This is a genomic window from Mesorhizobium australicum, from assembly GCF_900177325.1.
GTDB lineage: Bacteria > Pseudomonadota > Alphaproteobacteria > Rhizobiales > Rhizobiaceae > Mesorhizobium_A > Mesorhizobium_A australicum_A.
Genome location: NZ_FXBL01000004.1, coordinates 4,366,492 through 4,392,498, shown reverse-complemented (window position 1 = coordinate 4,392,498; position 26,007 = coordinate 4,366,492). Strand labels below are relative to the sequence as shown.

Below are 26,007 nucleotides of genomic sequence, written 5' to 3'. Positions count from 1 at the left end.
CAAACCGTCAATTGTGCTCGCTCGGCCCCATGATGACGATCCCTTCCGTCGCCTCGACATGGCGCACGAAGATGTATTTGTCCTCGCGGCCGTCCGAGTGCTTGCGCTTGATGTCGGGCTGGACGGTGCCCGCCACCTTGGCGACGACGACATAGGGAACGTCTGCCTTGAGGCCAGCCTCGCAATGGGCTTCGAATTCCTCCAGCGTGCGCGCGGTGTAGGCGTTCTCGACGCCCGCGCCGCGCGCAATCGCGGCGATGTCGACGCGTCCGAAGGCGGTGTGCGTTGGCGGGCCACCGATCGACTGGTAGCATTCGTTGTCCCAGACGACGACGAAGAGGTTCTTAGGCTGCTCGTTGCCGAGCGTGGCGAGGATGCCGAGGTTGAACATCATGCCGCCATCGGTATCCAGCGAGACGATGCGGCGGTGCGGCAGGCCGGCGGCGAGGCCGAAGGCCTGCGGCGTCACGCAGCCGAGCTGCTGCTGGAACAGGCTGGCCTCTCGCATATGCGGGGCGGCATTGTACCATTCGTCCACCGACGCGCCGAGCGACAGGATCACCAACTCGTCCTTGAGACGCGCGGCGAGGAGTTTCATGCAGTCGTAGCGTTTCATCGAACGACGCTCCCGCCGAGCGCGATGGCCGAGTGGTAGTAGGCGTTGTAGGACCAATTGTAGGCGTCGACGATCGACTGCTCGATCTGGTCTTCCTCACGCACGACCCGATAGGGGATGCGCAGCGCGTTCAGCACCGGCTCCATCGTGATGCCGTGCGGGATCGCCCACCAGTTGTTCTCGCCGAGTTCGCCGCGATAGCTCATCAGCATGACCACCGGGATGCCGGCGCCCAGCCCCATGCGTGCCAGCGGTTCGACCGATGCGCGCAGGCCGGAGTTCTCCATCACCAGCGCCGCGCGCTTGCCGGACAGGAAGACGCCGCCGCAGATCGCCGCGCCTTCGCCCTCGTTGGTGACTCGGATGGTGCGGATGTCGGGGTCGGCGTCGAGCGCCGGGTAGAGTTCCTTGAACAGCGAATCCGGCAGGTAGCAGACGATGCTGACCCCCGCTTTCTTCAAGCCCCTGATGACCGCTTCGACGGCGCTCTGCTTCATGTGACGTCTCCGTGAGACAGCAATTTCGCAAACCGAAGTTGTTCCGGATAGTGCATCATTTTGCGCCATGACGGTGCGCTAAATGCAACAACTAGTCGCCGAGATCCTCGATGGCTCGGGCGAGCAGGGTGGCGAACGCGGATGCCGCCTCGGACATCTCGCGCTCGGTGCGCGTCAGCAGCATAAGTCGGCGCGGCGGCAGCTTGGCGTCGTTGATCGGCAGGAAGATCAGGCTGCCTTCGGCGAGCTCGTTCTCGACCCCGATGCGCGTCTGCAGCGCGACGCCGAGGTTCATGCGCGCGAGCTCGACCATCAGGGCGATCGAATTGGTGCGCGAACGGCGCGTCAGGTCGATGATCGAGCGGTTGATCGCATCGTCCACCGAAAGGCCGAGCGCCAGGCTTGCATCCGACAGAATGACCTGCTCGCCGGAAAGGTCGAACAGTTTCAGGTTCTTGCGGCCGGCGAAGCGGCTTTCGGGAGAGGCGATCACGCCGAGCGGCAGGGCCGCGGCGGCGATCCGCCGCACGTTGCGCGGCACACGCACGTCGAACGCCAATGCGATGTCGCATTCGCCTTCCGCCACCGCGTCGCACGCCTGCTGCGAGCCGGCTACGCGGATGTCCACCGTGATCAGCGGATGACGCGCCCAGAACGTCTTCAGCGCCTCGGTCATCAGGCCGCGCGCGGCACTCTCCACCACGGTCACCGACACCGCGCCGCGGTTCAGCCCTCGCAGGTCGTTGATCTCCGACCAGGCGCGCGTCAGCTCGGTGTTGCTCTGCCGCGCATGGTAGAGCAACAGCTCGCCAGCGCTGGTGAGCTTGAGGCGCTGGCGCACGCGCTCGAAGAGTGGCGTTCCGATCTCGTCCTCAAGACCCTTGATGACCCGGCTGATCGAGGACGGCGCAACGTTCAGCACCTGTGCCGTCTGGCGCACCGAGCCCAATCGCGCCACGAGCTGGAAGTAGTGGATGCGCGGCGAGACGAGGCCCGAGCGAAAGAGGTCCACTAGAGCATAATCCCGAAAGGTAGGCGCCGGCTTCCCAAGACGGCCATGTCCTATGCGTCCTCGAACAACGGCGCGATCTCCATCTGTGGCACCAGGACCAGTCCCTTGTCGGTGATGCGGATTTCCGGGATCACCGACAGCGGAATCAGGTTGAAGCCCATATACGGGATCGAGCAGCCGGCGGCCTCCCATTCCTTCTTCAGCAGCTTCATCTCCTCGGCCACTTCGGTCACGCGCTTGTCGGAGAGAAGTCCGGCGATCGGCAATTCGACCATGGCGGTTACCTTGCCGTCGACGACCACGCAGACCCCGCCCTGCGTGTCCTGGATCGCGCGCAGTGCGACCTGCATGTCGGCCTCGTTGACGCCGGCGATGATGATGTTGTGGCTGTCGTGGCCGACCGATGAAGCGACTGCGCCGCGTTTGAGCGCAAAGTTGCTGAGCAGCCCGTGCGCGACGTTGCCGTCCGACTTGCCGTGCCGCTCCACCACCGTCACGAAGCAGAGACCGTGGCGGTCGAAATGGCTCTGCCAGTCGTTGGCGGGTTCGAGCCGGATCTTCTCGTGGCCTAGGGTGATGCCCGGCAGTTCGGTCCTTATTGCGTTGACGGTCACGGGTTCCGTCGGCAGCTCAGGCGTCAGCTTCAATTCCTTGGGCAGCTTGACCGTGTGATAGGCCGCTTCGGGATAGCGATAGCGGGTCGACAGTTCGCGATCGAGCAGCGGCGTGATCTTCCCGCCCTCGACCACCAGTTCGCCGCCGTACCAAGTGTTGACCGGCTTCATGGCGTCGTCGAGCAGCACGAGGTCGGCGCGGCGGCCGCCGCCCAGACCGCCGATCTCGCCTTCCGCCCCAAACCGGGTCGCGCCGTGCAGCGAGCCCATGCTCCAGGCCTTTTCAGGGCTCATGCCGGCCTTGATCGCCTCGCGCACCACCCAGTCGAGACCGAACAGGAGCAGGTCGTCGGCATCGCGGTCGTCGGTGCAGACGGCGATGCGCTTGTGCGAGGCGCCGAGTTCGGTGATCGTCCTGATCGCCTGCGGCAGGCTGTGCCACGGCGTCGTCGGCGGGCCGCCGCGCAGGAAGAGCCAGATGCCGGCTTCCAGCATGTCGTCAGCAATCTCGCGGTCTATGGCCTCGTGAGTGTCCGTCACGCCGGACGCGGCATAGGCGGAGACGAATTCGCGGCCGTAGACATGGCCGGAGACGGGCCGCCCGCGTTGCAGCGCCGCGGCGAGGATCGCGTGGCTGCGCTCGTCGCCCATGGCGACCTGCACGAAGTCCATCTTCTCGCCCAGTGCCACCGCCTCTGGCCATTTGTCGAACAGCGCGCCGATCTTGTCCGGGGTCAGGTCGCCGCCGGCCGTCTCGAGTTGCGGCGAGGTTGCGGGAACCGTGCTCGGCACGGTGAGGAAGATCGACAGCGGCGCTTCGCGCGCGTCTTCCAGCATCGCCTCGACCCCGGCGACGTCCATGACGTTGCCGATCTCGTGGCTGTCGCAGAAGATCGTCGTGGTGCCGTTCAGGAGTGCCGCTTCCGCATAGGCGCAGGCGGTGACCATGCTCGATTCGATATGGATGTGCGGGTCCACAAGGCCGGGAGCGATGATACCGCCCTTGGCATCGTAGCGCTTCGCCGAGCCCTTGTGGCTGCCCGCCGGCTTGACGGCCGCGATGCGGCCGCCGGCGATCCAGACCTCGCGGTCGGGCAGGATGCGTTCGGAATAGGTCGAGAGCACGCGCGCCCCGCCGATCACCAGATCAGGCTCGGCCGAACCCATGGCGACTGCCGCGAGCCGGCGTGTCATGGCCGAGAGAGGCTGTACGGAAAAGCGCGTCAGTGTACCCATTCTGAACTCCATGGCCGGCATAGAACGTCGCGCGGCATACGAATCGCTGGTCAATGATAGTCTGGAATTCCCGGCATCGTCAGGAAGCCCGGCAGGGTGCGGAAGCGGCGCGCCCAACGCCGCAGCGCGGGATATTCGTCGTGGTCGACGCCGAAATCACGGCTCAGCGCGAAGGCCGGAAAGAGCGCGATGTCGGCAAGAGTGGGACCACCCGTCGCGAACCAGTCCGCGCCCGCGAAGCCGCGTGCCGTCATGTGATCATCCATGACGCGCAAGGCCTTGCGCGCTCCGGCGCGAAGGGCGGCCTCGTCGCCCGGTGCGTCGAGCAAAGCATGCGCTCTCGCTGCGACAGCGACGGAGAGTTCGCCAGCGGAGAAGGTGAGCCACTGCATGACGCGGGCGAAATCCGCACCCCCGGCGGGCAGCCATGTCCGCGCCTCGTCCCGTGAAGCGGCTAGGTGCGCGAGGATGGCTTCCGAGCCGAACAAGGTGAGATCGCCGTCTTCGAGGATGGGCAGGCTTCCGGCCGGGTTCATGGCCAGGAAGCGCGGCGTCAGATGTTCCTTTCCGGGGAAGGCGTTGACGACGACCGTCTTGTAGTCGAGCCCGAACATGGAGAGTGCTACCCGGACCTTGTAACAATTCTCGTCGAGGTCGTAGTTGTAGAGCGTGAGACCGGACATCAGACGGCCTCCGCGCGGGCGGCGGGAATCAGCGCCGGTCTGTGTTCCAGCGCGTAGCGGACATCGGTCGTCCAGCCGAGGAAATGCGCCTGTCCCGCGCCGGCATAGACCGACGCCGGCCCTTCGATCACGATGTGCAGCGCGGCGCGGCCGTCGGCGACGCGCTGGAGCCCGACGAGCAGTCTGTCGTCGCCGGCCGAGATACGCCACAGGCTCCCGCCGGCGGGCGATATGGTCGAGTTGCCTTCGCCCGTAAAAGGCGAGGGGAGGTTTGCGCGCACCGCCTCGAGAAGCTGATCCGCATCACTGTCGACGTAGAGGCTGCGTACCGGCACGGTTTCTCCGGCAACGGCCGGCGGCGGAGCGCGCGTGGCCTCCGGCTCTGCGCTCGTCCAGATCATGCCGAGGGCCTCGAATGTGGAGAAGACCGGCACGGTGATCGTCGCCGGCACTTCGAGGGCAGGATGGGCGGGGATGTAGCGGCAGCGACCGCCGGTGTCGTACTGCCAGCCGTGATAGAGGCAGGCGATGTGGTCGCCGCGCACGAAGCCAAAGGACAGCTTCATGCCGCGATGCGGGCAGCGGTCCTCCCAGACATGCGCGACGCCGCTGTTGTCGCGCCACACCACGTATTCCTTTCCGGAGATATGGGTGCCCGCCGAGCTTCCCGGCTCGATGGACGAGGAAAGCGCTACTGGGTGCCAGCCTTCAAAGGTCATCGGTGCCCATTCTCCATTCTGCCTGTGTGAACAATTGCGCGGTTGCAATCGAGGACGATGCAGTCCAGCGGACCGAGACTGCACGCCATCTCGAACGCGTCGATGAGATCCGGCTGCCCCGAAACCTCGACGGCCACTCGGGCGGGATCCGCGCTGGTGATCGAGACGTCCAGATCGAGGCGCGCCGCGCGCCGGTCGACGAAGTCCAGAAAGCTCGGCGGCACAAACCTACCAGTGAAGGAGATCCGCACCGTCTCCGTCACAGCCATCGCTGCGTCCTTCGCTCAATCATGTCGTGCCCGGTTTGTGACTTTTTGCATAATTATTGTGCAACTTGATTTCTTGTCTAATTAGGCATCAAATTTCGACTTGTGCAAGCCTGTTTTCCCTGACATGTGTTGCGTATGGAAGGACAGGTGGCGGGATAAACGTTCAGAATATCGAACAACTCCCGCTCGGGACAAAAGGGTGCTATGTCGCTAGAGGGTTTCTTTCGCCGCATACCAAAGGCCGAACTGCACCTGCATCTGGAAGGTGCCGTGTCTGCCTCGACCTTCGCCGAACTCGCGGCGCAGAATGGCGTGGCGCTGCCCGACGGCAAGCCCACCGAAGACCTCTACAGCTACGGGAACCTGCTCGATTTCCTGAAGGTCTATGATCTCGTCTGCGCGTCGGTCCGAAGCGCCGACGACTTCTCGCGCATCACCTTCGAAGCGCTGGAGCGCTGCGCGCTGGGCGGTGCGCGCTATGTCGAGCTGTTCTTCAGCCCGCATGCGCATCTGGCACACGGCGTGACCTATTCGACCATGCTCGAAGGCATTCTCGACGGCTTCCGCCGCGCCAGGGAGCGGTACGGCCTCGTCGCCAAGCTCATTCCGGCCCATGCCAAGCCGCTCGGCGCGGAGGGCGGCGAGCGCTTCCTCGACATGGTGCTCGCCGAACGTCCGGCGGAGATCATCGGCATCGGCTTCGACTATGACGAGCGGCCCAATCCGCCCGGCATGTTCTTGGGCATTGTCGAGCGCGCCAAGGCGGCGGGGCTCAACGTCACCAACCATGCGGGCGAGGATGGCCCGGCGGATTATGTCCGCGATACGGTCGATCTACTCGGCCTGCGGCGGGTCGACCACGGATACCACGTCGTCGACGATCCGGCCCTGATGGAGCGCTGTCGCGAACTCGACGTCGTGTTCACCTGCTGCCCCAGCACCACGCTCGTCACCACAGTCTGGCGCGACCTTGCATCGCCCGACCACGCCATCCGGCGGATGATGGACGCGGGACTCAACGTTACGATCCACACCGACGATCCGCCGATGTTCGGCACGACGCTCGATCGCGAATATGCGCTGATCGCCAAGAATTTCGGCCTGTCGCCGGCTCGGCTGAAGGAGGTCGCGCTCGCCGGCCTCGCGGCCTCCTGGCTCGATCCAGAGACCAAGCGGACGTGGATGTCCGAATGGTCAGCCGAAATCGACGGGCTCATTGCAAGCGAACTCACCTCCCAAGCCTGACACGACAAGACGTAAAGGAACCAACATGCTCAAGCTATCGCATCTGACACGTCGCGGCTTCCTCAACATCGGCGCCGCCGCGGGCGCTTCGCTGATCCTTCCCAAGACCGGCCTGATCACCCCGGCCCGCGCCCAGGAGCCGCTGCCGGCGGTGGCCGAGGAGAACGCCGTCATCGCCTTCGGCCACACCGGCCCCGTCACCGACGAGGGTTGGACCTGGAGCCACGACCAGGGCATGAAGGCGGTCCAGGAGGCGTTCCCGAAGCTGAAGACGCTCTTCGTCGAGAGCATTCCCTATTCAGCCGACGCGACCCGCACCTTCCGCCAGTTCGTGTCCGAGGGCGCCAACATGGTGTTCGCGACCTCCAACTACGGCGATTTCCTCTATGACGTGGCGAACCGCTCGCCGGATGTGGCCTTCTACGAGTGCGACGGCCGCAATCCGCTTTCCAATCTCGGCACCTACTACCTCCAGCACTGGTATCCGACCTATGTGACCGGGGTCGCCGCCGGCCTGATGAGCAAAAGCGGCAAGCTTGGCTACGTGGCTTCCTTCCCGGTGCCGTCCGTCTACTCGGGAACCAACGCATTCCTGATGGGCGCCCGCTCGGTGAATCCGAACGCCACGATGCAGGCGATCGTCATCAACTCCTGGTTCGACCCGCAGGCCGCGACCCAGGCCGGCACCGCGCTGCTCGACAATGGCTGCGACCTGCTGTTCGGCATCATGGACGAGGCCGGCTACCTGCAGGTTGCAGAACAGCGCGGCGCCAAGGCGGTGATGTGGAACACCGATATCCGCCGCTATGGACCGAAGGCCTACGTCTCCTCGATCGTCATCGACTTCAAGAAATACTATGTCGATCAGGTGCGGATGCGCCTTGAGGGCAAGTGGACGCCGAGCGAAACGCTGCTCGCCATGGGCGCCGGCGTCGACCGCGACGCCTGGGGCGAGACGGTCCCGCCGGAGGTCGCCAAGCAGGCCGATGCCGTGCGCGACAAGATCCTCGGCGGCTGGAGCCCGTTCGAAGGCGAGATCAAGGACGCCAAGGGCAACGTCAAGGTGGCAGCCGGCCACCGCATGACCGAAGAGGAACTCTACAACTGGGATTGGTCGATCGAAGGCGTCAGCGGCCTCTGATCCCGACAGTCCGGATGTCCATGAACGCGATGCCCGAAGCAGATGTGCGTGCCGAGCTGGAGCCCGGCACGCCTCCGATCGTGCTCCTGAAGGGCATCGCCAAATACTTCCCTGGCGTCGTCGCCAACCAGGACGTCGACCTCGACGTGATGCCGGGGGAGATCCATGCCTTGCTGGGCGAGAACGGCGCCGGCAAGTCGACGCTGATGAACATCCTCACCGGCATCTATCAGCCAGATGCCGGCGAGATCATCATCGACGGCTACGCCAGGACCTTCGCATCGCCGATGGACGCCATCGCCGCGGGCATCGGCATGGTCCACCAGCACTTCAAGCTGGTGAAGGCCTTCACCGTCGCCGAGAACATCCATCTCGGCTGGGAGAAGACGCCGCGCCGGATCACCAGCCAGGAGCTGGAACGCCGCACGGCAGAGCTTGGTCGCGCGCTCAATCTGGAGGTGCGGCCAGGGGCGCATGTCGGCGATCTCTCCACCGGAGAACAGCAGCGGGTGGAGATTCTGCGCGTGCTCGCTCGCAATGCCCGCGTGCTGATCCTCGATGAGCCGACGGCGGTGCTGACGCCGGCAGAGGCCGGCGAGCTGTTCAAGGCGCTGAAGGAGTTCGTGGCGCGCGGTAATGCAGTGGTCTTCATCAGCCACAAGCTCGACGAGGTTCTGGAGATTTCCGATCGCATCACGGTGCTGCGCGGCGGCCGCAAGGTCACCACGGAAAGAACTGCCGACTGCGACGAGAAGATGCTCGCCAAGCTGATGGTGGGGCGCGAGATCGTGCTCAGCGACCTGCGCGGCCGCGCGCCCGGCGCAGCTCCGGTCTCTTCGGAGCCGGTGCTCAGCCTGCGCGACGTCACGGCCTTCGACGGGCTCGGCAACCGCGTGCTCGGCAATGTCTCGCTCGACGTTCATGCCGGGGAAATCCTTGGCATCGCAGGCGTCGCCGGCAACGGGCAGAAGGAGCTTTGCCAGGTGCTGACCGGCATGCGTCAGCTCGCTTCGGGACAGGTGCTGGTCGGAGGCGAGGATTTTTCCGCGGCGGGTGCCGGGGACTTCGCCGCCTTCGGCGTCGGCCACATTCCCGAGGATCGGCTGCACAGCGGCCTCGCTCCGGCGCTCAGCGTTACCGACAATGCCGTCATCCGCGAATACGGCAAGCCGCCGGTCTCCAACGGTGGTTTCTATCGGCCCGGTGCTGCCACCGCGCTGGCGCGATCGATCGCCGACGCCGCCTCCGTTCAGGTGCCGGACTTTTCGATGCCGGTGCGAAACCTCTCGGGCGGCAACCAGCAGCGTCTGGTGGCGCGCAGGGAAATGCGCATCGCCTCGAAGGTCCTGATCGCCGCCTATCCGAGCCGGGGCCTCGATGTCGGGGCGATCAACACCATGATGCGCTACTTCGTCGAACTGCGCGACGCCGGTGTCGGGGTGCTCCTCGTCTCGGAGGAACTGGAGGAGCTTCTCAATCTCTCCGACCGCATCGCCGTCATGTTCCACGGCGAGGTCATGGGCGTCGTCAAAACTGCTGAAACCAACATAGAGGCGATCGGCCTCATGATGGGCGGGCAACGTCTCGCCGCCGCAGACATGGCAGGAGCCTGAGCGTGTCGTTCCGTATCCAGCGCGTTCCCTCCGCCCAGCCCGCCGTGGCGCTTGCCGCGCGCGCGATCGCCATCGTGCTCGCGCTCGTCGTGGCCGGCCTCGTGCTCGCCGCGTCGGGTGCCAACCCCATCGGCCTTGCCACGCAGGTGGTGCGCTCGACCTTCGGCAACAGCTTCGGGCTTGAGGATGTCGGCCTGCTCGTCACGCCGCTGATCCTGACTGGCCTCTCCGTCGCCGTTGCGCTGAAGATCGGCGCCTGGAACATCGGCGCGGAGGGGCAATTCTATGCCGGCGCCTTTGCCGCGACCGGCGTCGCGCTATTCGTCCCGGGGCCAACGATTTTGCTCCTGCCGCTGATGTTCGTCGCCGGCGCGCTGGGAGGGCTGGTCTGGATCCTCGTTCCGACGCTTGCGCGCGCCTATGCCGATGTCAGCGAGCTGATCACGACGCTGCTCCTCAACTTCGTCGCGACGCTTTTGGTCTACTGGGTCGCGACCGGCCCGTGGCTCGATCCGAGCGGCCGCGCGCTTGCGACGACGGCCAAGTTGCCGCACGAGGTGCCGGAGTTGTGGGGCATCGTGCATTGGGGCTTTCCGATCGCGATTCTTCTGACCTTCGTCGTCGCGGCCACGCTCAACTACTCGCGCTGGGGCTATGAGGTCCGCATCGCCGGCTCCAATCCAAGTGCTGCGAAATATGCCGGCATGCCGTTTCGACGCCATCTCATCACGGTCATGCTCCTGTCGGGCGCGATCGCCGGCGTCGCCGGGATGCTGGAGGTGGCGGGAACGGTCCACCGCCTGCAGGGCGGCATCTCCAACAATTTCGGCTATCTCGGCATCATGGTCGCGGTGCTGGCGCGCGGCTCGGCGCTCGGCGTGCTGGCCGGCGCCGCGCTGATGGGCGTGATCCTGAATTCCGGCATCATCCTGCAGACCCAGGGCGTCAACGTCTCGACCGTCCTTGCGATCACCGGCCTGATCCTGTTCTTCACCGCGATCGGCGACGAGGCGGCGCATTATCGCATCACCCGCGCGGAGCCGGCGAATGGCTGATCGAGCAGACGGAGTTTTGCGATGGACCTGATCGCCGGCCTGATCCAGACCTCTATCCTTGCCGGCGGCGTGCTGGCGCTTGCCGCCCTTGGCGAGGTGCTCGCCGAGCGCGTCGGCGTCGTCAATCTCGGCGTCGAGGGCCTGATGGCCGTCGGCGCGATCACCGGCATCGCAACCGTGGTCGCCGTGCCGAGCCCGATGCTGGGCTTCTTCCTCGCGCTGCTCGTCGGCCTCCTCGCCGGCATGGTCTTCGCCGCAGCCACGGTCTACATCCGGGCCAACCAGGTACTGTGCGGACTGGCGCTGACACTGATGGGCACCGGCCTCGCCGCCACGATCGGCAAGGCCTATTCCGGCATGCCCGCGCCCGCTACCTTCACGCCGATCCCGCTCCCGCTGCTCAGCGACATCCCGCTCCTCGGCCGCGCGCTGTTCACGCAGAACATCCTCGTCTACCTGATCTACATCATCCTGCCGGTGGCGCTGCACTACCTCATGTTCCGCACCCGTCACGGGCTCGACATGCGGGCGGTCGGCGAGAACCCGGCCGCGGCTGACGCGGCCGGCATACCGGTGCAGCGGATGCGTTTCTGGTATGTCTCCGCCGGTGCGGCGCTTGCTGCTGGCGCTGGGGCCTATCTCACGCTTGCCTTCGTGCCCTCCTGGTCGGAGGGCGTGGTGGCCGGCCGCGGCTGGATCGCGGTGGCGCTCGTCATCTTCGCGGGCTACCGGCCGCTCAACGCGGTGCTCGCCGCGCTTCTCTTCGGCCTCATCACCTCCCTCGGTTTCGTCGGCCAGGCGCGCAACTGGCCGATCGCCGCTCCCGTGCTCTCCATGCTGCCCTATCTCGGCACCATCGCGCTCATCATCGTGCCGGTCCTCGCCTGGCAGAAGGTGCGGCGGATGATGGCGGCGCCCGCGGCACTCGGCGAACCCTATTTCCGCGACGTGCGCTGAGGCGATCGGGATGACGACACTTCTGGTCAGGAACATCGATCTCCTTGCCACGTTCGATGACGGGCGCCGCGAGATCGCCGACGGCGCGATGCTGGTGCGCGACAATGCCATCGAGGCGGTCGGCACGACGGCGGAGTTCGCGGCGAGCGGGGCGGACGAGGTGCTCGATCTCTCCGGCCATGTCGTCATGCCGGGCATGGTGAACACGCATCACCACATGTACCAGAACCTGACCCGCGTCATGGTGCAGGACGACGAGCTGCTCGTCTGGTTGAAGACGCTCTACCCGATCTGGGCCCGGCTGGACGACGACGCGATCCGGATATCGGCGCGCGTCGCGATGGCCGAGCTGATCCACTCTGGCTGCACCACCAGCTCGGACCATCTCTATATCCTGCCGAACAACTGCACGCTGGACGCGACCATCATGGCTGCGCGCGAGCTCGGCCTGCGTTTCCACGCCGCGCGTGGGGCGATGTCCCGCGGCGAGAGCCAAGGCGGCCTGCCGCCGGACAGTTGCGTCGAGAACGAAGATGCCATCCTCAAGGACGCCGAGCGGCTGATCGGTGCCTACCACGACAATTCCCGCCATTCGATGAGCCGGATCATCCTGGCGCCGTGCTCGCCCTTCTCGGTGACGCCCGACCTGATGCGCAATGCAGCAGCGCTTGCTCGGCGGCATCCCGGCGTGAACCTGCATTCCCATCTTGCCGAGGAATTGTTCGAGGAGAAGTACTGCCATGAGATCTACGGCATGCGGCCGGTCGAGTTCGCCGAGTCCGTGGGCTGGCTCGGCAATGACGTCTGGTTTGCGCACTCGATCTTCATGACCAGCGCCGAGATCGACCGTTTCGCTGCGACGGGCACGGGCGTGGCGCATTGCCCGTCGGCCAATATGCGCTGCGGCCAGGGGATCGCCAAGGTCCGCGAGATGCTCGACAAGGGCGTGAAGGTGGGGCTCGGCGTCGACGGCTCGGCCTCCAACGACACGTCGAACATGTTCATGGAGGCAAGGCTGGCACTGATGCTCCAGCGCGTCGCGCCGCACCACTACCTTTCCGAGAAGCCCGGCGGCCGGGGCGGCTTCGGCGGCACGCCGAGCGCATTGTCGGCGCGTGAGGCGCTTGAGATGGCGACGCGCGGTGGCGCGGCCCTGCTTGGACGCGACGATATCGGTTATCTGGCGCCCGGCATGAGCGCGGACTTCATCGCGGTGAAGCGCGACCAGATCGGCCTCTCCGGTACGCAGCGCGATCCATTGGCCGCGCTGGTGCTTTGCGGCCCGTTCAAGGTGGACTATTCCTACATCAACGGCCGCGAGATCATCGGCAAGGGCCTGTTCCGCGCCTTCGACGTGGAAGCCGCGCTCGCCGAGCACGCGGCGACCATGGACCGTGTCTACGAGCAATGAGGAGCGACGTCATGACGATGAAGCCTGCGGAAAAGGCAGCCCTCGACCAGTGGTACTGTATCGATGCGCTGGATGACGTTCCGGTCGGCGAAAGCTCCAACCGACTTCTCGGCTACGACCTGAATGTGACCCGCGCCGCGGACGGGGCGATCTCCGTTTCCCGGACCGACACGGGCGCCGTCGTGCGAGCGAAGACGGGTTACGGCTATCTCTGGGCGAGCCTCGGCGAGCCGGCCGGCGACATTCCGTCCATCCCCGAAGCGCATGAGCCCGATCGGCGGCTCGTCGTCTGCGGGGCCATTTCGGTCAAGGCCTCCGGTCCTCGCGTCGTGGAGAATTTCCTCGACATGGCGCATTTCCCATTCGTCCACACCGACATCCTCGGCGCGGAACCGCATACGGAGGTGCGGCACTACACGACCGAGATCCGCCGCGACGTCGACGAGGTCTGGGCCACGAATTGCGAGTTCTTCCAGCCGCAGGCCGCGCTTTCGGCAACCGGGGGAATCATGACCCAATACATGTACAGGGTCACCAACCCCTTCGCGGTAATGCTCTACAAGACATGCCCGAACTCGGCCAACCGCTGGGACGTGATCTGTCTCTTTGTCCAGCCGCTCGACCCCGGCCGCTGCCGCGCGCATCCGGTCATGTTTCTCATCGATGAGGTTTCGACCGTCAGCGAGCTCGTCGCTTTCCAACAGGTCATCTTCCTGCAGGACCGCATCATCCTGGAGAACCAGCGGCCGGTGCTTCTACCGCTCGAGCCACGCGCCGAAATCCCGACGCGCGCCGACGCTTCCTCCGTCGCCTACCGTCGTTGGCTGAAGGAGAAAGGCATTGTTTACGGCACGACGGCGCAGGCGGCATGACCGTCGAAGGGCCTGACATCGCCATCGTCAACGCTGTCGTCCTGCCGATGGGCGGGGCGGCGAAGATCGCGCGTGGTGTCGTAACCATCAAGGGCAATGCGATCCGGGAGGTCGGCACGGCGGATGCGGTCGGGACCGACGGGGCGAAGAAGATCATCGACGCGAACGGCCGCGTCGTGATGCCCGGCTTCGTCAACAGCCACACGCACATTGCCTCCAACATGCTGCTGCGCGGCCTGCTGGAAGACGTGCAGCTTTTCGAATGGCTGTCGACGATGTGGCGCCTGAAGCGCAATTTCGACCCGGACACGCTCTACTGGGCAAGTCTCGCCGGGCTCGCGGAAATGGCCAAGGCGGGTATCACTACCTTCAACGAGCATTTCGATGCCTATGCGGTCGAGCCTGAGATCGAGGCGCTTCATCGTATCCCGCTGCGCGCTACGCTCGGCTACGGTTTCGCCGACCGGGGCATCTACGCCTCGATCACGGACTGGTCGTGGAAGACGCTGGAGACCTTCGGCGACCTCGTAAAGAAGCATCATCGCTCCGGCGGAGATCGGGTTCATCTCGCGCTCTCGCCGCACGCGCCCTATTCATGTGGCGCGGAGATGTTCCGGCTGGTACGCGAGGTAGCCGACGCGGAGAAGGTTGCAATCCATACCCACCTCGCCGAAGGGCCGCAGGAAGTCGCCTACGTCGCCGACACCTACGGCACGACGCCGGTCAAATGGGTCCATTCCCTCGGCTTCCTGGGCCCCGACGTCACTGCCGCCCACTGCACGCAGCTCACCGATGACGACATCGCCATCATGGCCGAGACGGGCACGCGCATCGGACACTGCCCGTGCTGCAATGCCAAGCTCAATTCGGGCACGGCGCGCCTGCGCGACTTGCGCGCAGCGGGTGTTCCGGTCGGTCTCGCGACCGACGGGCCTGCCAGCCACAACGCGCTCGACATGTTCCAGGAGATGAAGTTCGCCGGCATGATCCACAAGGACAAGACGAACGACGTCGAATTCCTGAAGACGAACGAGCTGCTGGAGATGGCGACCGCCGGATCGGCGATTGCCATGAACCGTCCTGAGACCGGCATCCTCGCGCCCGGCATGAAGGCCGACGTCATCATCGTCGATCTCGACCGCCTGCACTGCCTGCCCGTCTATGACGAGGCAGCGGCGCTGGTCTATTCGGCGCGCGCCGACGACGTGGTCACCACCATCGCCGACGGCCGGATCGTCATGGAGGACCGTGTGCTTGTGGGCATCGACGAGGCGGAGATCCGGGCCAAATTCCGCGAGAAGGCGCTCGCGCTGCGCGATCGCAGCCTGTAGCCATGCAAGGGCTCGGCCTTCGCGGACGCACCCTGCTGGCCTCCGGCTTTCATGCGCCCGAACGCGGCGACATCGATGCCTTGCACGAGGTCCTGATCGCCATCGGCGAAGACGGTGTGATCCGGACGGTCACACGGCCAGGCGAGGAGGACTATGAGCGGGCTCTGGCCACGGCCCGCGAAACCGGAGTGCTTTCGACCTTGCCCGATGGCATGTTGCTGCTTCCGGGCTTCGTCGACCTCCATGTTCACGCGCCGCAATATCCGCAGCTCGGCCGCGCGCTCGATGTCCCGCTCGAAGTCTGGCTGCACAAATACACATTCCCGCTGGAGGCGCGCTACGCCGATGCCGCCTTTGCCCGGCGCGTCTATCGGCGGCTTGTGGCCGACCTGCTCGCAACCGGCACGACGACGGCGCTCTACTTCGCGACCGTCCATGTCGAGGCGACGCGCATCCTGGCGGACATCTGTCTGGAAGAGGGGCAACGTGCACTGGTCGGCAAGGTGGCGATGGACGATCCACAGTCTTGCCCGGACTACTACCGCGACGCATCCCCCGAGGCTGCAATCGCCGGCACATGGGAGGTGATCGATCATATTCGATCGCATCCGGCCAATCGCGACGGCAGGGTGCGCCCGGTGGTGACGCCGCGCTTCATTCCCTCCTGCACGAACGCGACGCTGCAAGGCCTTGGCGAGCTCGCGCGCGATTGTGGCTGCCATGTGCAGACCCATTGTTCCGAGAGCGACTGGGCGCACGGCTATGTGCTTGCCCGGCACGGCATGACCGATGCGGCGAGCCTCGACCGTTTCGGCCTGCTCGGCGCGGGAAGCGTGCTGGCGCACAGCAATTTCCTCACCGCCGACGACATGGACCTGCTTGCCGCGCGACAGGCGGCGGTAGCGCATTGCCCGGTGTCCAACGCCTATTTCGCCGGTGCGGTCTTTCCGCTGCGCGCCGCGCTGGAGAAGGGCGTGCGCGTTGGCCTCGGCACCGACATATCCGGCGGGCCGATCAGCTCGATCCTCGACGCGATGCGCGCCGCCGTGATGGTGTCGCGCATGCTGGAAAGCGGTGTCGATCCGGCGCTGCCGCCGCGCCAGCGTTCAGCCATGGTCGATGCGCGCATCGATTTTCGCGAGGCCTTCCATCTCGCGACGGCGGGCGGCGGCGATGCGCTCAACCTGCCGGTCGGCCGTTTCGCCCCCGGCTGCCATTTCGACGCCCTCGCCATCGACCCTGCCGCGGAAGATGGCACGATCCGGCTCTGGGACGTCGAGGCCAACGACGAGATGCTGCTGGAGACGATCCTCTACACCGCCTCGAAGCCGAATATCGCTGGCGTCTGGGTCGGCGGCGCTCACGTCGCCTGACGGTTGCAACATCGCGGCCGTCAGATCGTCCAGGCCGCGCCCGTCTTGGCGCGCTCGCAGAAGGCGCGGGCGCTTTCGCGGGCCTGGTCGGCCACGAGCTGGATGATCTTCTGGTGCGTCGAGGACTGATAGGTCGCGACGATCGGCATCGGAGGGAACCACTTCGACACGTTCATCGGCAAGAGCAGCCCGGTGTTGAGCTCTCGGTCGATCGTCACCGTCGGCAGCGCTGCCACGCCGAAACCGTCGATCACCAGGTTGATGATCGCGAAGAGCGAGTTGGAGCTCGTCATCTTCGAGGCCAGAACCCGCTCGTCCTGGAAGTAGGGCGCGATCTGGCGATACGGCGGAGTGTCGCGCGGAAAGGTGATGATCGGCATCCGCGCGAGTTCATCGACCGTGTATTCGGCGCGCGCGTCGACCAGCTTCGGCGAACCGGCCCAGATCATCTGCCATACGCAGGCGACGAAGCTGCGGAAGCCGTCGCCGATCGCCGGGTCGAGGCAGAAGATCAGGTCGAACTTGCCCTTGCCCATGTCGTGCACCAGGTCCTTGGTGCCGTCGACCGTCAGCTCGATGCGCAGGTTGGGCGCGATGTCGCGCAGGGTCTCGATCAGGTGCGGCATCCAGGTCGAGGCGACAGAGTCGATCGCGCCGATGCGCACATTGGCGACCGCGCCGACATAGCCGGCTTTGAGCTCGGTCTCGAGATCCTGCAGGCTCTCGACCACGCGTTGAAAGACCTCCAGCACGCGCTCGCCTTCAGGCGTGAGACGAAACTCGCGGTCGCTGCGGTGGACGAGCTTGCAGCCATACTCGGATTCGAGCTGCGAGAGGCGCGAAGAGATCGCCGGCTGCGTCGTGTTGAGCTCCTGCGCGGTGCGGCCGAAATGCCGGTTCCGGGCAAGCACGAGAAACGTCACCATGTCGAGCGTTCGCATGATCGACGCTCTAGCAGCAACTCTCTTCCGGCGCAGTACCTTGCCGGTCATGCGGCACCGTGGCGTTAGCTGGGGATCACTCGGACCCTGTCGGGTGCGATGGCGAGCGCGACGCGCTGGCCCGGCTCGAAGAGTGTGTCGTTGGAGGCGAGCACCCGTACCGGCTGGCCGGCCAGTGACAGCACGTAGCGGCTGCGCGCGCCGAGATAGACACGCGTGCGCACCTCGGCCGCGAGACCGTCTCCTTGCGCCAGGCGAATGTCCTCCTGCCGCAGGGCGAGCCGAACGCTGCCACGGGCCGGTTCGTCCTTCGTCAGCGGCAGGCGCTGACCGTCGGCGAGCACGGCGACCGGACCCGCGCCCGTCGCCTCGACCGTTGCCGGCAGGATGTTTGCCGAGCCGAGGAAATTGGATGCAAACTCTGTCGCCGGCTTGGCATAGATCGCGGCCGGCGCGCCTTCCTGTTCGACGCGGCCGGCATTGAGCAGCACGATGCGGTCGGAAAGGCTCAGTGCCTCCTCCTGGTCATGGGTGACGAAAATCGTCGTCAGCCCCAGCCGCTTGTGGATCTCTATCAGCTCGACCTGCATGTCCTCGCGCAGCCGCGCATCGAGGTTGGACAGCGGCTCGTCGAGCAGCAGCACCTTGGGATTGGAGACGATGGCGCGTGCCAGCGCCACACGCTGCTGCTGGCCGCCGGAGAGCTGGCGCGGCTTGCGGTCGGCCAGATTGCCGAGTTGGACGGTCTCTAGAGCCTTCCTCACCCGCTCGTGCTGCTCGTCGCGCGCGCCGATGCGGCGCATGCGCAAGGGGAAGCGGACATTTTCGGAGACCGAGAGATGCGGCAGCAGCGCATAGGACTGGAACATCATCGCGATGTCGCGGTCCTCCGGCGGCAGGTCCGTCACGTCCTGCCCGTCGATGTGGACGCTGCCGGCAGTCGCGCTCTCCAGACCGGCGACGATGCGCAGCAAGGTGGTCTTGCCGCAGCCGGAGGCGCCGAGCAGGCTGATGAATTCACCCGGCTCGATGTCGAGCGTGATGCCGTGCAGCACGGCCACCTTGCCGAAGGATTTCCGGATCGTGTCGAGTTTCACCGCGGGCAAGGGTCAGGTCTCCGCGAAATTCTTGATGCCGAGCAGGCGATCTATGCAGAAAATCAAGATGATGGTGATCGCAATCATGATGGTCGAGACGGCCGCGACCGAGGGGTCCGGGCTGAATTCCAGCTGGCCGTAGATCTGGACGGGAAGGGTCGTGAGTCCCGGCTTGCGCAGGAACAGCGACAGCACCGCCTCGTCGAATGAGACGTTGAAGGCGAAGAAGGCACCGGCCGCCAGACCCGGCGCGCATTGCGGCACCACCACCAGCCAAAGGCGCTGCAACCGCCGTGCGCCCATGGTGCGCGCTGCCTCCTCCAGGAACGGGTCGGACTCCGACAGGACGGCGAGCGTGGTGCGCACGACGTAGGGGATAGCGACAACGGTGTGGCCGATCCAGAGCGTCAGGAACGTCACCGGCCCGAAGACGGAGCTCCACAGCATCAGCATGCCGATGGCGTAGATGATGGTCGGCAACACCAGCGGTGACAGGAAGAGCGCCGACAGCGCCTGCGAGCCCGGCAACTGGTCCCGGTGAATGGCGATCGCCGCAGCGCCGCCGATCAACGTGGCGCTGACAGTGACCAGCAGCGCGATCTGCAGGCTCGTCCAGCCAGCCGACAGGTATTCCGACGAGGACAGCACCTTCCGATACCATTCGAGCGACAGGCCGTCGGGCGGGAACTGCACGAACTGGCTGGCATTCAGCGATGCGCCGGCGACCACCACGAGCGGTGCCAGAAGCAGCAACGCGGTGAGCACCACGAAGATGACCGCGACAACGCGCAACCAGGTGGGAACAGCCCTAACCATGGGCGCGTCCTGTAACCTTGATGTAGGGGACCAGCACCAGAAGAACGCCGACGAACAGGATGACCGCCTGCGCCGCCGCGAACGGCCAGTCCAGCGTCTGCGTGACCGAACCGTAGATCGACGCCGCGAGCACCTCGATGCGCGAGCCGCCGAGCAGGCTGGGCGTCACGAAGGAACTCGCGGACAGGGTGAAGGCGAGCAGCGAGCCGGCGACGATGCCTGGCAGCGACAGCGGCAGGATCACCGTCCGCAGCGTCTGGAGGAACGAGCAGCCCATCGTGCGCGCCGCTTCTTCCAGCCGCGGGTCGATGCGGGTGATCACTCCGAGGATCGACAGGGCCATGAATGGTAGCAGCACTTGCACCATGCCGATGACGATTGCCGTTTCGGTCTGCATCAGCGCGAAGTTGCGTTTCACGAGGCCGAGGTCGCGCAGCAGCTCTGGGATCAGTCCGGAGCGCGAGAGCAGGACCATCCAGCCGAAGGTGCGCACGACGACGCTGGTCATCAGCGGCAGGATGACGATGACGATCAGCCAAAGCCTGAGCCGCGGCCCGACGCGCGCCATGATGTAGGCGAGGGGAAAGCCGATGAGCGCGCAGATCAGCGTGATGACCAGCGACAGGCGCACGGTGCGCCACAGGATGCCGAGATAGTAGGGATCGCCCAGGAAGCGGGCGAAGTGCTGCAGCGTCGGGCCGTCCGGCCCGGAGATGCTGAGTGCGAGCATCTGGAAGATCGGCAGGAAGAACACCAACGCCAGAAGCAGGAGCCCGGGCAGGATGAGCAGCAGGTTTTCAGTACGGTCGCTCACCCGTCCGGGCTCCTTCTCGATCGCTTACTGTGCGATGGTCTTCTTCCAGGCTTCGACCCAGGCCGCGCGATTCGCCTCGATCGCCTTGGGATCGAAACGGATCAGACCCTTGACGCTGTCGGCGCCATAGGCAACGTCCGCCGCCACTTCAGGGGCCAGCTCGACCTTGGCGTTGGTAGGCGTGTAGCGCAATGCCTCGGCGAAGCATGCCTGTGCTGCCGGCGAGATCGAGATGTCGATGAACTTCAGCGCCAGGTCGGTATTCGGCCGGTTCGCCACCAGGTTGGTGGTGATGTAGCTGGCAGGCGTGCCTTCGGTGCCTTGCACGAACTTGGCCGGAAGGCCGGCCTTGCGCAGCGTGAAGGCATAGTCCGATGCATAGGGCGCGACCCAGGCGTCGTTCTGCGCGAATTCCTGCTGGATCTCCGGCGACTTCGACACGACGACCGCGCCGCCGTCGATCAGCTTCTTCACCGCGTCCAGACCGGGTTGGATGTTGGTCAGGTCGCCGCCTTCCACCTGATTGAGCATCAGGAAGCCCAGCATGCCATAGCCGTTCGAGATGTCGGTCAGCACCAAGTGCTCGCCGATGGCCGGATCGAGCAGGTCTTTCCAGCTCGACGGCGCCTTCGGCGACTTCTCGGAATTGTAGACCAGGCCGATCGCCGCGATCGAATAGGCTGGGCCTTCGCCGCCGGCGAGGTTGGCCTTGGCGAAGTCGTAGAGGTCGGCGGCGTTGGTCAGCTTCGCCGCATCGATCGGGGCGAGCAGGCCTTCCGCCGCGCCGACGATCTCCTGTCCGCCGGAGAAGTTGATGACGTCGAACTGCGGCGCTTCCTTCTGGGCGCGCAACTGGGCGAAGGCGTCGGCCGAATAGGCGGTGACGATCTGGACCTTCGCGCCGGTCTCCTGCTCGAACGGGCCGATGACGCACTTCTTGTGCGCTTCCTCATAGGCGCCGCCGAAGGAGTTGATGGTCAGCGTCTTGTCCTGGGCAAGCGCCGCACCGGCGGTGAGAGCGATAGCCGACACGCCGAGAATGGTGGTCTTGAATGCTGAAGTCATGAAATTCCCCTTTCTTGCTTCTATCGTATCTAGGAAAGACGGCCGATTTCGACGACCTTGGCGCCTTCGGTGCGGATCAGGCGGCACTGCGCCGCGATGCCGTCGAGATTCTCGGTCATGCGGCCGAAATAGGTGCAGGGAATCCAGCCCGTCGGGCCGAAGGTGCGCCCGCCGGCGGCGTAGAACAGACCGATTTCCCAGAACTCGGTCGGATCGATCTTGAAGAAGTTCTTGGGCTGGTAGAACCACAGCAACTCGCCCGGATCCGGCAGGACCGTCTGGTTCTCCGGCGGCAGCTTGGTCGGGTCGAAATTCCGGTTCTCTTCCGGCAGGCCCATCATGATCTCCGGACCGGAGAACATGGCGTGCGTGGCGGGCCAGCGGATCGGCTTTTCCAGCGCGCCCCAAAGCGCCTTGCAAGTCTCGGGAGCGTTGTCCCAATAAAGAGTTATGATGCCCGTGACGTCGCTGTCCACGAATTTGAGGTAGAGTTTCCGATCCGGCATTGGTCTTCCCATACATTGAAGATGCCATATTTCCAGGCACTGCCAGCGAATTGTCCAATTCCAAATCGGAATTCGATCGATCAAGTATTTTTATCGACATGGCCGCGAACGGTGCATGCGCGCAATCTGCCGCCGTGTTCGTTGGAGACAGCGTGTGGCTACGGCGCCAGCGAGGTGGTTTCCGCGCGCGGATACGAACCTTAGATCGGTGTCGACGAGCTCAGACTGCTTTCGCCAGGTCGGACGGCACACCGACGAGGGTGTCGCCGATGAGATCGAGAACGCCCTCGGCGTCGATGTCGATGCAGGCGAGCTGGCTCGGCTTGCCGTCCCATGCGTTCGGCGGAAAGCGCCGTCCGTCCGGCTTCTGGATCGTCTGGCCGTCCGCTATACCCGAGGCGACGACGCGGATCGGACCGCTGCGCATCGTGAAGAGCCCGGGCGCGACGAGATAGGCGCAGGCGCAGCTGTCGTGGACCGCCATGCCGTCTTCGAGGAAGCGCGAATAGAAGTCGAAGTAGTGCTGCGAGATGCTCGACAGGAACTGCACGCGCTCGCCGCCGCGCCGTGCGAGTTCGGCGAGGTGCGAGCGCGTCATCACCGTCCTCATCGTCACGTCGAGGCCAATAACCGCCAGTTTCCACGGCGCGGTCATCACGATGTCGGCCGCCTCGGGGTCGCCCATGATGTTGGCTTCGGCGACGGGGCTGACATTGCCGGGAACTGCGAATGCGCCGCCCATCAGCACGACCTGCCTGACCTTGCTCGCGATGTCGGGCGCCTCGGCGATCGCCAGCGCCAGGTTGGTCATCCGGCCGACGGCGACGATGCTGACATTGCCGGGGTCGGCCCGCACGGCGTCGATGATGAAGTGATGCGCCGGGCGCGGATCGGGCTGCGCCGCGATGCGGTCGGGCAGGGGGAAATTGCCGAGCGCGTTGTCGCCGTGAACGATACGCGGCGGGGTGCCCCGGGTCCGTGCCGGGTCGATCGGCGCGGCCGCGCCTCGCGCCACCGGCGCGGCGATGCCCCACGCTTCCTTTAGGTAGAGCGCATTGCGGGTGGTTTCTTCGATCGTGCCGTTGCCGAAGACGGTGGTGATGCCGACCAGTTCGACGTCGGGATGATGGTGCAGGAACAGCAGCGCCATCGCATCGTCGATGCCGGGATCGGTATCGAAGATCACCTTGTGCATATGCATGCTCCGTCTCGCGTCCATCTTCCCTAACGTGGGCGGTTCACCGTTCAAGCGCCATCCGTTGGTCCAGACTCCCGCGCATTGAGGTTTCTGTGTCTATCAGAATTTTCTAGAAGAAAAATTTGTTGCCAGAAAAACGATATCTGATTAACATTTGGTGCTGCAACGAGATTGCATAAAGATTAGGCAGGACGCCCGTTTTCCTCGATCCGAAAGGTATCCCGACATGCTGTCCTTCAAGATGCGAGGCTTCGCCACGATGGTGCTGGCCTCCGTGATCACAACCCCGCTCGCAGCGCAGGAGCCCCGCACGCTCGTCGTGTCGGAATGGGGCTATGGCGCGGAGAAGCTTCAGGAGTTCCTCTACAAGCCGTTCGAAAAACAGTTCAACGCCAAGGTCGTCATCGAGAGCGGCAACAATCCTGATCGTCTCAACAAGCTGAAGATCCGCGGCGGCGTGGACGTGATCTGGCTGACGGACGCCTTCTCGCAACAGGGCATCGATTCAGGCGCCTTCGCCGAGATCGACCCGGCACTGCTGCCGAACCTCACCGACCTCTACGACATCGCCAAGGCGCCGCAGGGCGAGAAGTTCGGCCCCGGCTACACGGTCGGACGCTACGGCATCATCTATGACAGCGCGAAGGTCAGCGCCCCGATCACCTCGTGGAAGGATCTGTGGCGCGAGGAGTTCAAGGGCAAGGTGGCGATGCCCGGCTTCAATACCACGTCGGGCCCGATGACCGTCATCGTCGCCGGTGACCGGGTCGGCGTCGACGCCTTCGCGAATCCGGACGCCGCCTTCGCCAGTCTTGCCGAACTCAAGCCGAACATCGTCAAGACCTACAATTCCGGCTCCGAGCTGGTGAACCTGTTCTCGACCGGCGAGGTGATCGTCGGCGCGCTGCAAGACTTCGCCGTGCCTGCAATCCAGGCCGCGATCCCGACCGCAAAGTGGGCGCCGCTCGATGAGGGCAACTTCGTGATCTTCAACACGATGAACATCGCCGCGAAGTCCGAGAACAAGGACCTTGCACATGCCTTCATCAATTTCCGCCTCGACCCGAAGGTGCAGAAGGATCTCGCCATCGCGGTCGGCGACGGCGTGGTGAACAAGAAGGTCGAGCTGACGCCTGAAGAGGCAAAATCCGCCGCCTACGGCGCCGAAGCGATCGCGTCGCTGCGCAAGCCCGACTACCGTAAGCTGCTCGACGCCAAGGAAGACTGGTCCAAGCGCTGGAACCTGATCTTCGGTCAGTGAGCTGAGGGCAGCCGGCCGTGTTCTCTCCGATCCTCCGCCGCCAGTTCGCACGGCTGGCCCCGCTGCTCCTGGTTCTGCCGGGAACGCTGGCAGTCGTGCTGCTGCTGGTGGCCCCGATCGGCGACACGTTTTCCGAGACCATCGGTCCGAAGGGCGGCCGGCTCGCCAACTACGTCGCGTTCTTTTCCAGCGAATACAATCTGCTGGTGCTGAACCGCACCCTCGGCGTCGCCGCCATGACGACGCTGATCTCGCTGACGCTCGGCTTCTTCGCAGCGACGGCGATTTCGCGCAGCCGCGGCGTCTTGCGCCAGGTGCTCATGATCGCCTCGGTGTTTCCTCTCCTCACCGGGGCGATCGTCCGCTCCTTCGCCTGGATGGTCATTCTCGGCCGCAACGGCATGGTCAACGAGGCGCTGATGCTCTCCGCTCTGGTCGACGAGCCCGTGCCGCTGCTCTTCTCCCGCACGTCGATGGTGATCGGCCTCGTCTACCTGTTCACGCCACTGGCGATCCTGTCGCTGGTGGGCGTGCTCGACGCCATCGACGAGAGCGTGCTCGAGGCCTCCTCGTCGCTCGGCGCGAGCCCGCTCAGAGTGTTCTTCCAGGTCACCCTGCCGCTCGCGATCCCCGGCCTCATCGTCGGCGGAGTGCTGGTGTTCACCGGCAGCCTCGCGGCTTTCGCCACCGCCCGGCTGCTCGGCGGCGAGGCGCAGATGATCCTGCCCACGCTGCTGCACGAAAAGGCGATGGTCTCGTTCGACTGGACGAGCGCCAGCACCATCGCCGTGATCATGGTCGCCATGACGCTGGTCATCATCCTCGTCGCGAACCGCGTCGCGCGGCGCTTCAATCCGGCGATGGGCTGATAGGCATGCGCAAGCCCCTCCACCCCTTCGTCGGCATCGTGGCGGCAGGCGTGTTCCTGTTTCTGCTCGCGCCGCTGGTCATCATCTTCGGTGCCGCCTTCAGCGATACGACCTATCTCACCTTCCCGCCGCAGGGCCTGTCGCTCCGCTGGTTCGACAATGTGCTCGGCAAGGAGAGCTTCCTGGCCGCCTTCCAGACCAGCCTGATCGTCGCGACGCTCGGCACCACCTTCGCGCTGCTGCTAGGCGTGCCAGTCGCCTATGCGCTGGCGCGCTACCGGTCCGGCCTGCCGTCTTGGTATGGCTCGATCTTCTTCCTGCCGGTGCTGGTGCCGGAAATCGTGTTCGGCTTCGCGCTTTTGAAAACCGTGATCGTCGCGCTCGAGCTGCCTGTGATGGCGGCGCTGCTGATCGGCCACACGATCCTCGCGACCCCCTATGCTGTGCGCGTCGTCGGCGCGAGCCTCGCCACATTCGACTTCAGCGCCGACGAGGCAGCCGTCAGCCTCGGCTGCTCGCCGCTGAAGAGCTTCTTCGTCGTCATCCTGCCCAACATCGCTTCGGGCATTGTGGCGGCCTTCATCCTCGCCTTCATCACGTCGCTCAACGACGTGTCGATTTCCCTGTTCCTGACAGGCCCGGGCATCAGCACGCTGCCGATCGAGCTGTTCACCTATGTCGAGCAGTATTTCGATCCCTCCGTCGCCGCCGTCTCCGTGCTCCTGATGCTGTTGACCGTCGCTGTGATGGTGATCGTCGAGCGCAGCCTCGGCCTGTCCGCGGTCATGAGGTAGGT

The 26,007-nt window shown here is 65.2% G+C and carries 26 protein-coding genes; 12 read left to right on the top strand and 14 right to left on the bottom strand.

Going from position 1 to position 26,007, the window contains the following annotated elements; genetic code table 11:
* Positions 1 to 7: 7 nt before the first annotated feature.
* From B9Z03_RS24090 to B9Z03_RS24060, 7 genes are all read right to left on the bottom strand, one after another.
* The gene (locus B9Z03_RS24090; protein WP_085466544.1) at positions 8 to 616 is read right to left on the bottom strand and encodes a thiamine pyrophosphate-dependent enzyme; all 609 of its coding nucleotides are present in this window, start codon (positions 614 to 616) and stop codon (positions 8 to 10) included.
* Positions 613 to 1,113 (bottom strand): thiamine pyrophosphate-binding protein, encoded by a 501-nt coding sequence (locus B9Z03_RS24085; protein ID WP_085466543.1) that lies wholly within the window; start codon positions 1,111 to 1,113, stop codon positions 613 to 615. Before B9Z03_RS24085 ends, B9Z03_RS24090 begins: the two co-directional genes overlap by 4 nt.
* Positions 1,114 to 1,204: 91 nt before the next feature.
* Complete coding sequence (locus B9Z03_RS24080) at positions 1,205 to 2,125, bottom strand: LysR family transcriptional regulator (RefSeq protein ID WP_085466542.1); 921 nt, start codon at positions 2,123 to 2,125, stop codon at positions 1,205 to 1,207.
* A gap of 50 nt (positions 2,126 to 2,175) precedes the next feature.
* Positions 2,176 to 3,975: an adenine deaminase C-terminal domain-containing protein gene (locus B9Z03_RS24075; RefSeq protein ID WP_085466541.1), complete on the bottom strand. Its 1,800-nt coding sequence runs from the start codon at positions 3,973 to 3,975 to the stop codon at positions 2,176 to 2,178.
* 50 nt (positions 3,976 to 4,025) lie between these two features.
* A complete protein-coding gene (locus B9Z03_RS24070) occupies positions 4,026 to 4,658 on the bottom strand; it encodes a glutathione S-transferase family protein (protein WP_085466540.1) in 633 nt (210 codons plus the stop codon).
* Entirely contained in the window at positions 4,658 to 5,377 is a 720-nt protein-coding gene (locus B9Z03_RS24065) for a Rieske (2Fe-2S) protein (protein WP_085466539.1), read from the bottom strand. Before B9Z03_RS24065 ends, B9Z03_RS24070 begins: the two co-directional genes overlap by 1 nt.
* Positions 5,374 to 5,646: a hypothetical protein gene (locus tag B9Z03_RS24060; RefSeq protein WP_085466538.1), complete on the bottom strand. Its 273-nt coding sequence runs from the start codon at positions 5,644 to 5,646 to the stop codon at positions 5,374 to 5,376. The genes B9Z03_RS24065 and B9Z03_RS24060 overlap by 4 nt, the downstream gene beginning before the upstream one ends.
* A 204-nt stretch (positions 5,647 to 5,850) precedes the next feature.
* On the opposite strand from B9Z03_RS24060, the gene add reads away from it, so the two are divergent.
* The 9 genes from add to guaD are packed head-to-tail and all read left to right on the top strand — an operon-like array spanning position 5,851 to position 16,644.
* On the top strand, positions 5,851 to 6,891 hold the full coding sequence (gene add, locus B9Z03_RS24055) for an adenosine deaminase (protein ID WP_085466537.1): 1,041 nt from the start codon (positions 5,851 to 5,853) through the stop codon (positions 6,889 to 6,891).
* A gap of 25 nt (positions 6,892 to 6,916) precedes the next feature.
* Positions 6,917 to 8,032, top strand: coding sequence for a BMP family ABC transporter substrate-binding protein (locus B9Z03_RS24050; RefSeq protein ID WP_085466536.1), 1,116 nt, complete (start codon positions 6,917 to 6,919; stop codon positions 8,030 to 8,032).
* Positions 8,033 to 8,061: 29 nt separating this feature from the next.
* On the top strand, positions 8,062 to 9,645 hold the full coding sequence (locus B9Z03_RS24045) for an ABC transporter ATP-binding protein (RefSeq protein ID WP_085467850.1): 1,584 nt from the start codon (positions 8,062 to 8,064) through the stop codon (positions 9,643 to 9,645).
* A gap of 2 nt (positions 9,646 to 9,647) precedes the next feature.
* Entirely contained in the window at positions 9,648 to 10,700 is a 1,053-nt protein-coding gene (locus tag B9Z03_RS24040; RefSeq protein WP_085466535.1) for an ABC transporter permease, read from the top strand.
* Positions 10,701 to 10,721: 21 nt separating this feature from the next.
* Positions 10,722 to 11,657: an ABC transporter permease gene (locus B9Z03_RS24035; protein ID WP_085466534.1), complete on the top strand. Its 936-nt coding sequence runs from the start codon at positions 10,722 to 10,724 to the stop codon at positions 11,655 to 11,657.
* 10 nt (positions 11,658 to 11,667) lie between these two features.
* Positions 11,668 to 13,068 carry an 8-oxoguanine deaminase gene (locus B9Z03_RS24030; RefSeq protein WP_085466533.1) on the top strand — a complete coding sequence of 467 codons (1,401 nt, stop codon included), beginning with the start codon at positions 11,668 to 11,670 and terminating at the stop codon, positions 13,066 to 13,068.
* A 17-nt stretch (positions 13,069 to 13,085) separates the two neighbouring features.
* On the top strand, positions 13,086 to 13,940 hold the full coding sequence (locus B9Z03_RS24025) for an aromatic ring-hydroxylating oxygenase subunit alpha (RefSeq protein WP_210191427.1): 855 nt from the start codon (positions 13,086 to 13,088) through the stop codon (positions 13,938 to 13,940).
* On the top strand, positions 13,937 to 15,271 hold the full coding sequence (locus tag B9Z03_RS24020; RefSeq protein WP_244561830.1) for an amidohydrolase family protein: 1,335 nt from the start codon (positions 13,937 to 13,939) through the stop codon (positions 15,269 to 15,271). Before B9Z03_RS24025 ends, B9Z03_RS24020 begins: the two co-directional genes overlap by 4 nt.
* Before the next feature lie 2 nt (positions 15,272 to 15,273).
* The gene (gene guaD / locus B9Z03_RS24015; protein WP_085466531.1) at positions 15,274 to 16,644 is read left to right on the top strand and encodes a guanine deaminase; all 1,371 of its coding nucleotides are present in this window, start codon (positions 15,274 to 15,276) and stop codon (positions 16,642 to 16,644) included.
* Between the two features lie 20 nt (positions 16,645 to 16,664).
* On the opposite strand, the gene B9Z03_RS24010 is transcribed toward guaD, so the two are convergent.
* The 7 genes from B9Z03_RS24010 to B9Z03_RS23980 form a co-directional block, all read right to left on the bottom strand.
* Positions 16,665 to 17,585 (bottom strand): LysR family transcriptional regulator, encoded by a 921-nt coding sequence (locus B9Z03_RS24010; RefSeq protein ID WP_085466530.1) that lies wholly within the window; start codon positions 17,583 to 17,585, stop codon positions 16,665 to 16,667.
* A gap of 65 nt (positions 17,586 to 17,650) precedes the next feature.
* A complete protein-coding gene (locus B9Z03_RS24005; protein ID WP_244561932.1) occupies positions 17,651 to 18,682 on the bottom strand; it encodes an ABC transporter ATP-binding protein in 1,032 nt (343 codons plus the stop codon).
* Between the two features lie 12 nt (positions 18,683 to 18,694).
* Complete coding sequence (locus tag B9Z03_RS24000; protein ID WP_085466528.1) at positions 18,695 to 19,498, bottom strand: ABC transporter permease; 804 nt, start codon at positions 19,496 to 19,498, stop codon at positions 18,695 to 18,697.
* A complete protein-coding gene (locus tag B9Z03_RS23995; RefSeq protein WP_085466527.1) occupies positions 19,491 to 20,312 on the bottom strand; it encodes an ABC transporter permease in 822 nt (273 codons plus the stop codon). Before B9Z03_RS23995 ends, B9Z03_RS24000 begins: the two co-directional genes overlap by 8 nt.
* Positions 20,313 to 20,336: 24 nt before the next feature.
* On the bottom strand, positions 20,337 to 21,377 hold the full coding sequence (locus B9Z03_RS23990) for an ABC transporter substrate-binding protein (protein WP_085466526.1): 1,041 nt from the start codon (positions 21,375 to 21,377) through the stop codon (positions 20,337 to 20,339).
* Between the two features lie 29 nt (positions 21,378 to 21,406).
* Complete coding sequence (locus tag B9Z03_RS23985; RefSeq protein ID WP_085466525.1) at positions 21,407 to 21,883, bottom strand: DUF3830 family protein; 477 nt, start codon at positions 21,881 to 21,883, stop codon at positions 21,407 to 21,409.
* A 220-nt stretch (positions 21,884 to 22,103) separates the two neighbouring features.
* Positions 22,104 to 23,078: a nucleoside hydrolase gene (locus tag B9Z03_RS23980; RefSeq protein WP_085466524.1), complete on the bottom strand. Its 975-nt coding sequence runs from the start codon at positions 23,076 to 23,078 to the stop codon at positions 22,104 to 22,106.
* A 229-nt stretch (positions 23,079 to 23,307) separates the two neighbouring features.
* Between B9Z03_RS23980 and B9Z03_RS23975 the strand changes: the two genes are divergently transcribed.
* The 3 genes from B9Z03_RS23975 to B9Z03_RS23965 are packed head-to-tail and all read left to right on the top strand — an operon-like array spanning position 23,308 to position 26,005.
* Entirely contained in the window at positions 23,308 to 24,342 is a 1,035-nt protein-coding gene (locus B9Z03_RS23975) for an ABC transporter substrate-binding protein (RefSeq protein WP_210191382.1), read from the top strand.
* Between the two features lie 17 nt (positions 24,343 to 24,359).
* Positions 24,360 to 25,211, top strand: a complete 852-nt coding sequence (locus B9Z03_RS23970; RefSeq protein WP_244561829.1) for an ABC transporter permease — start codon at positions 24,360 to 24,362, stop codon at positions 25,209 to 25,211.
* 5 nt (positions 25,212 to 25,216) lie between these two features.
* Positions 25,217 to 26,005 carry an ABC transporter permease gene (locus tag B9Z03_RS23965; RefSeq protein WP_085466523.1) on the top strand — a complete coding sequence of 263 codons (789 nt, stop codon included), beginning with the start codon at positions 25,217 to 25,219 and terminating at the stop codon, positions 26,003 to 26,005.
* Positions 26,006 to 26,007: the final 2 nt, after the last annotated feature.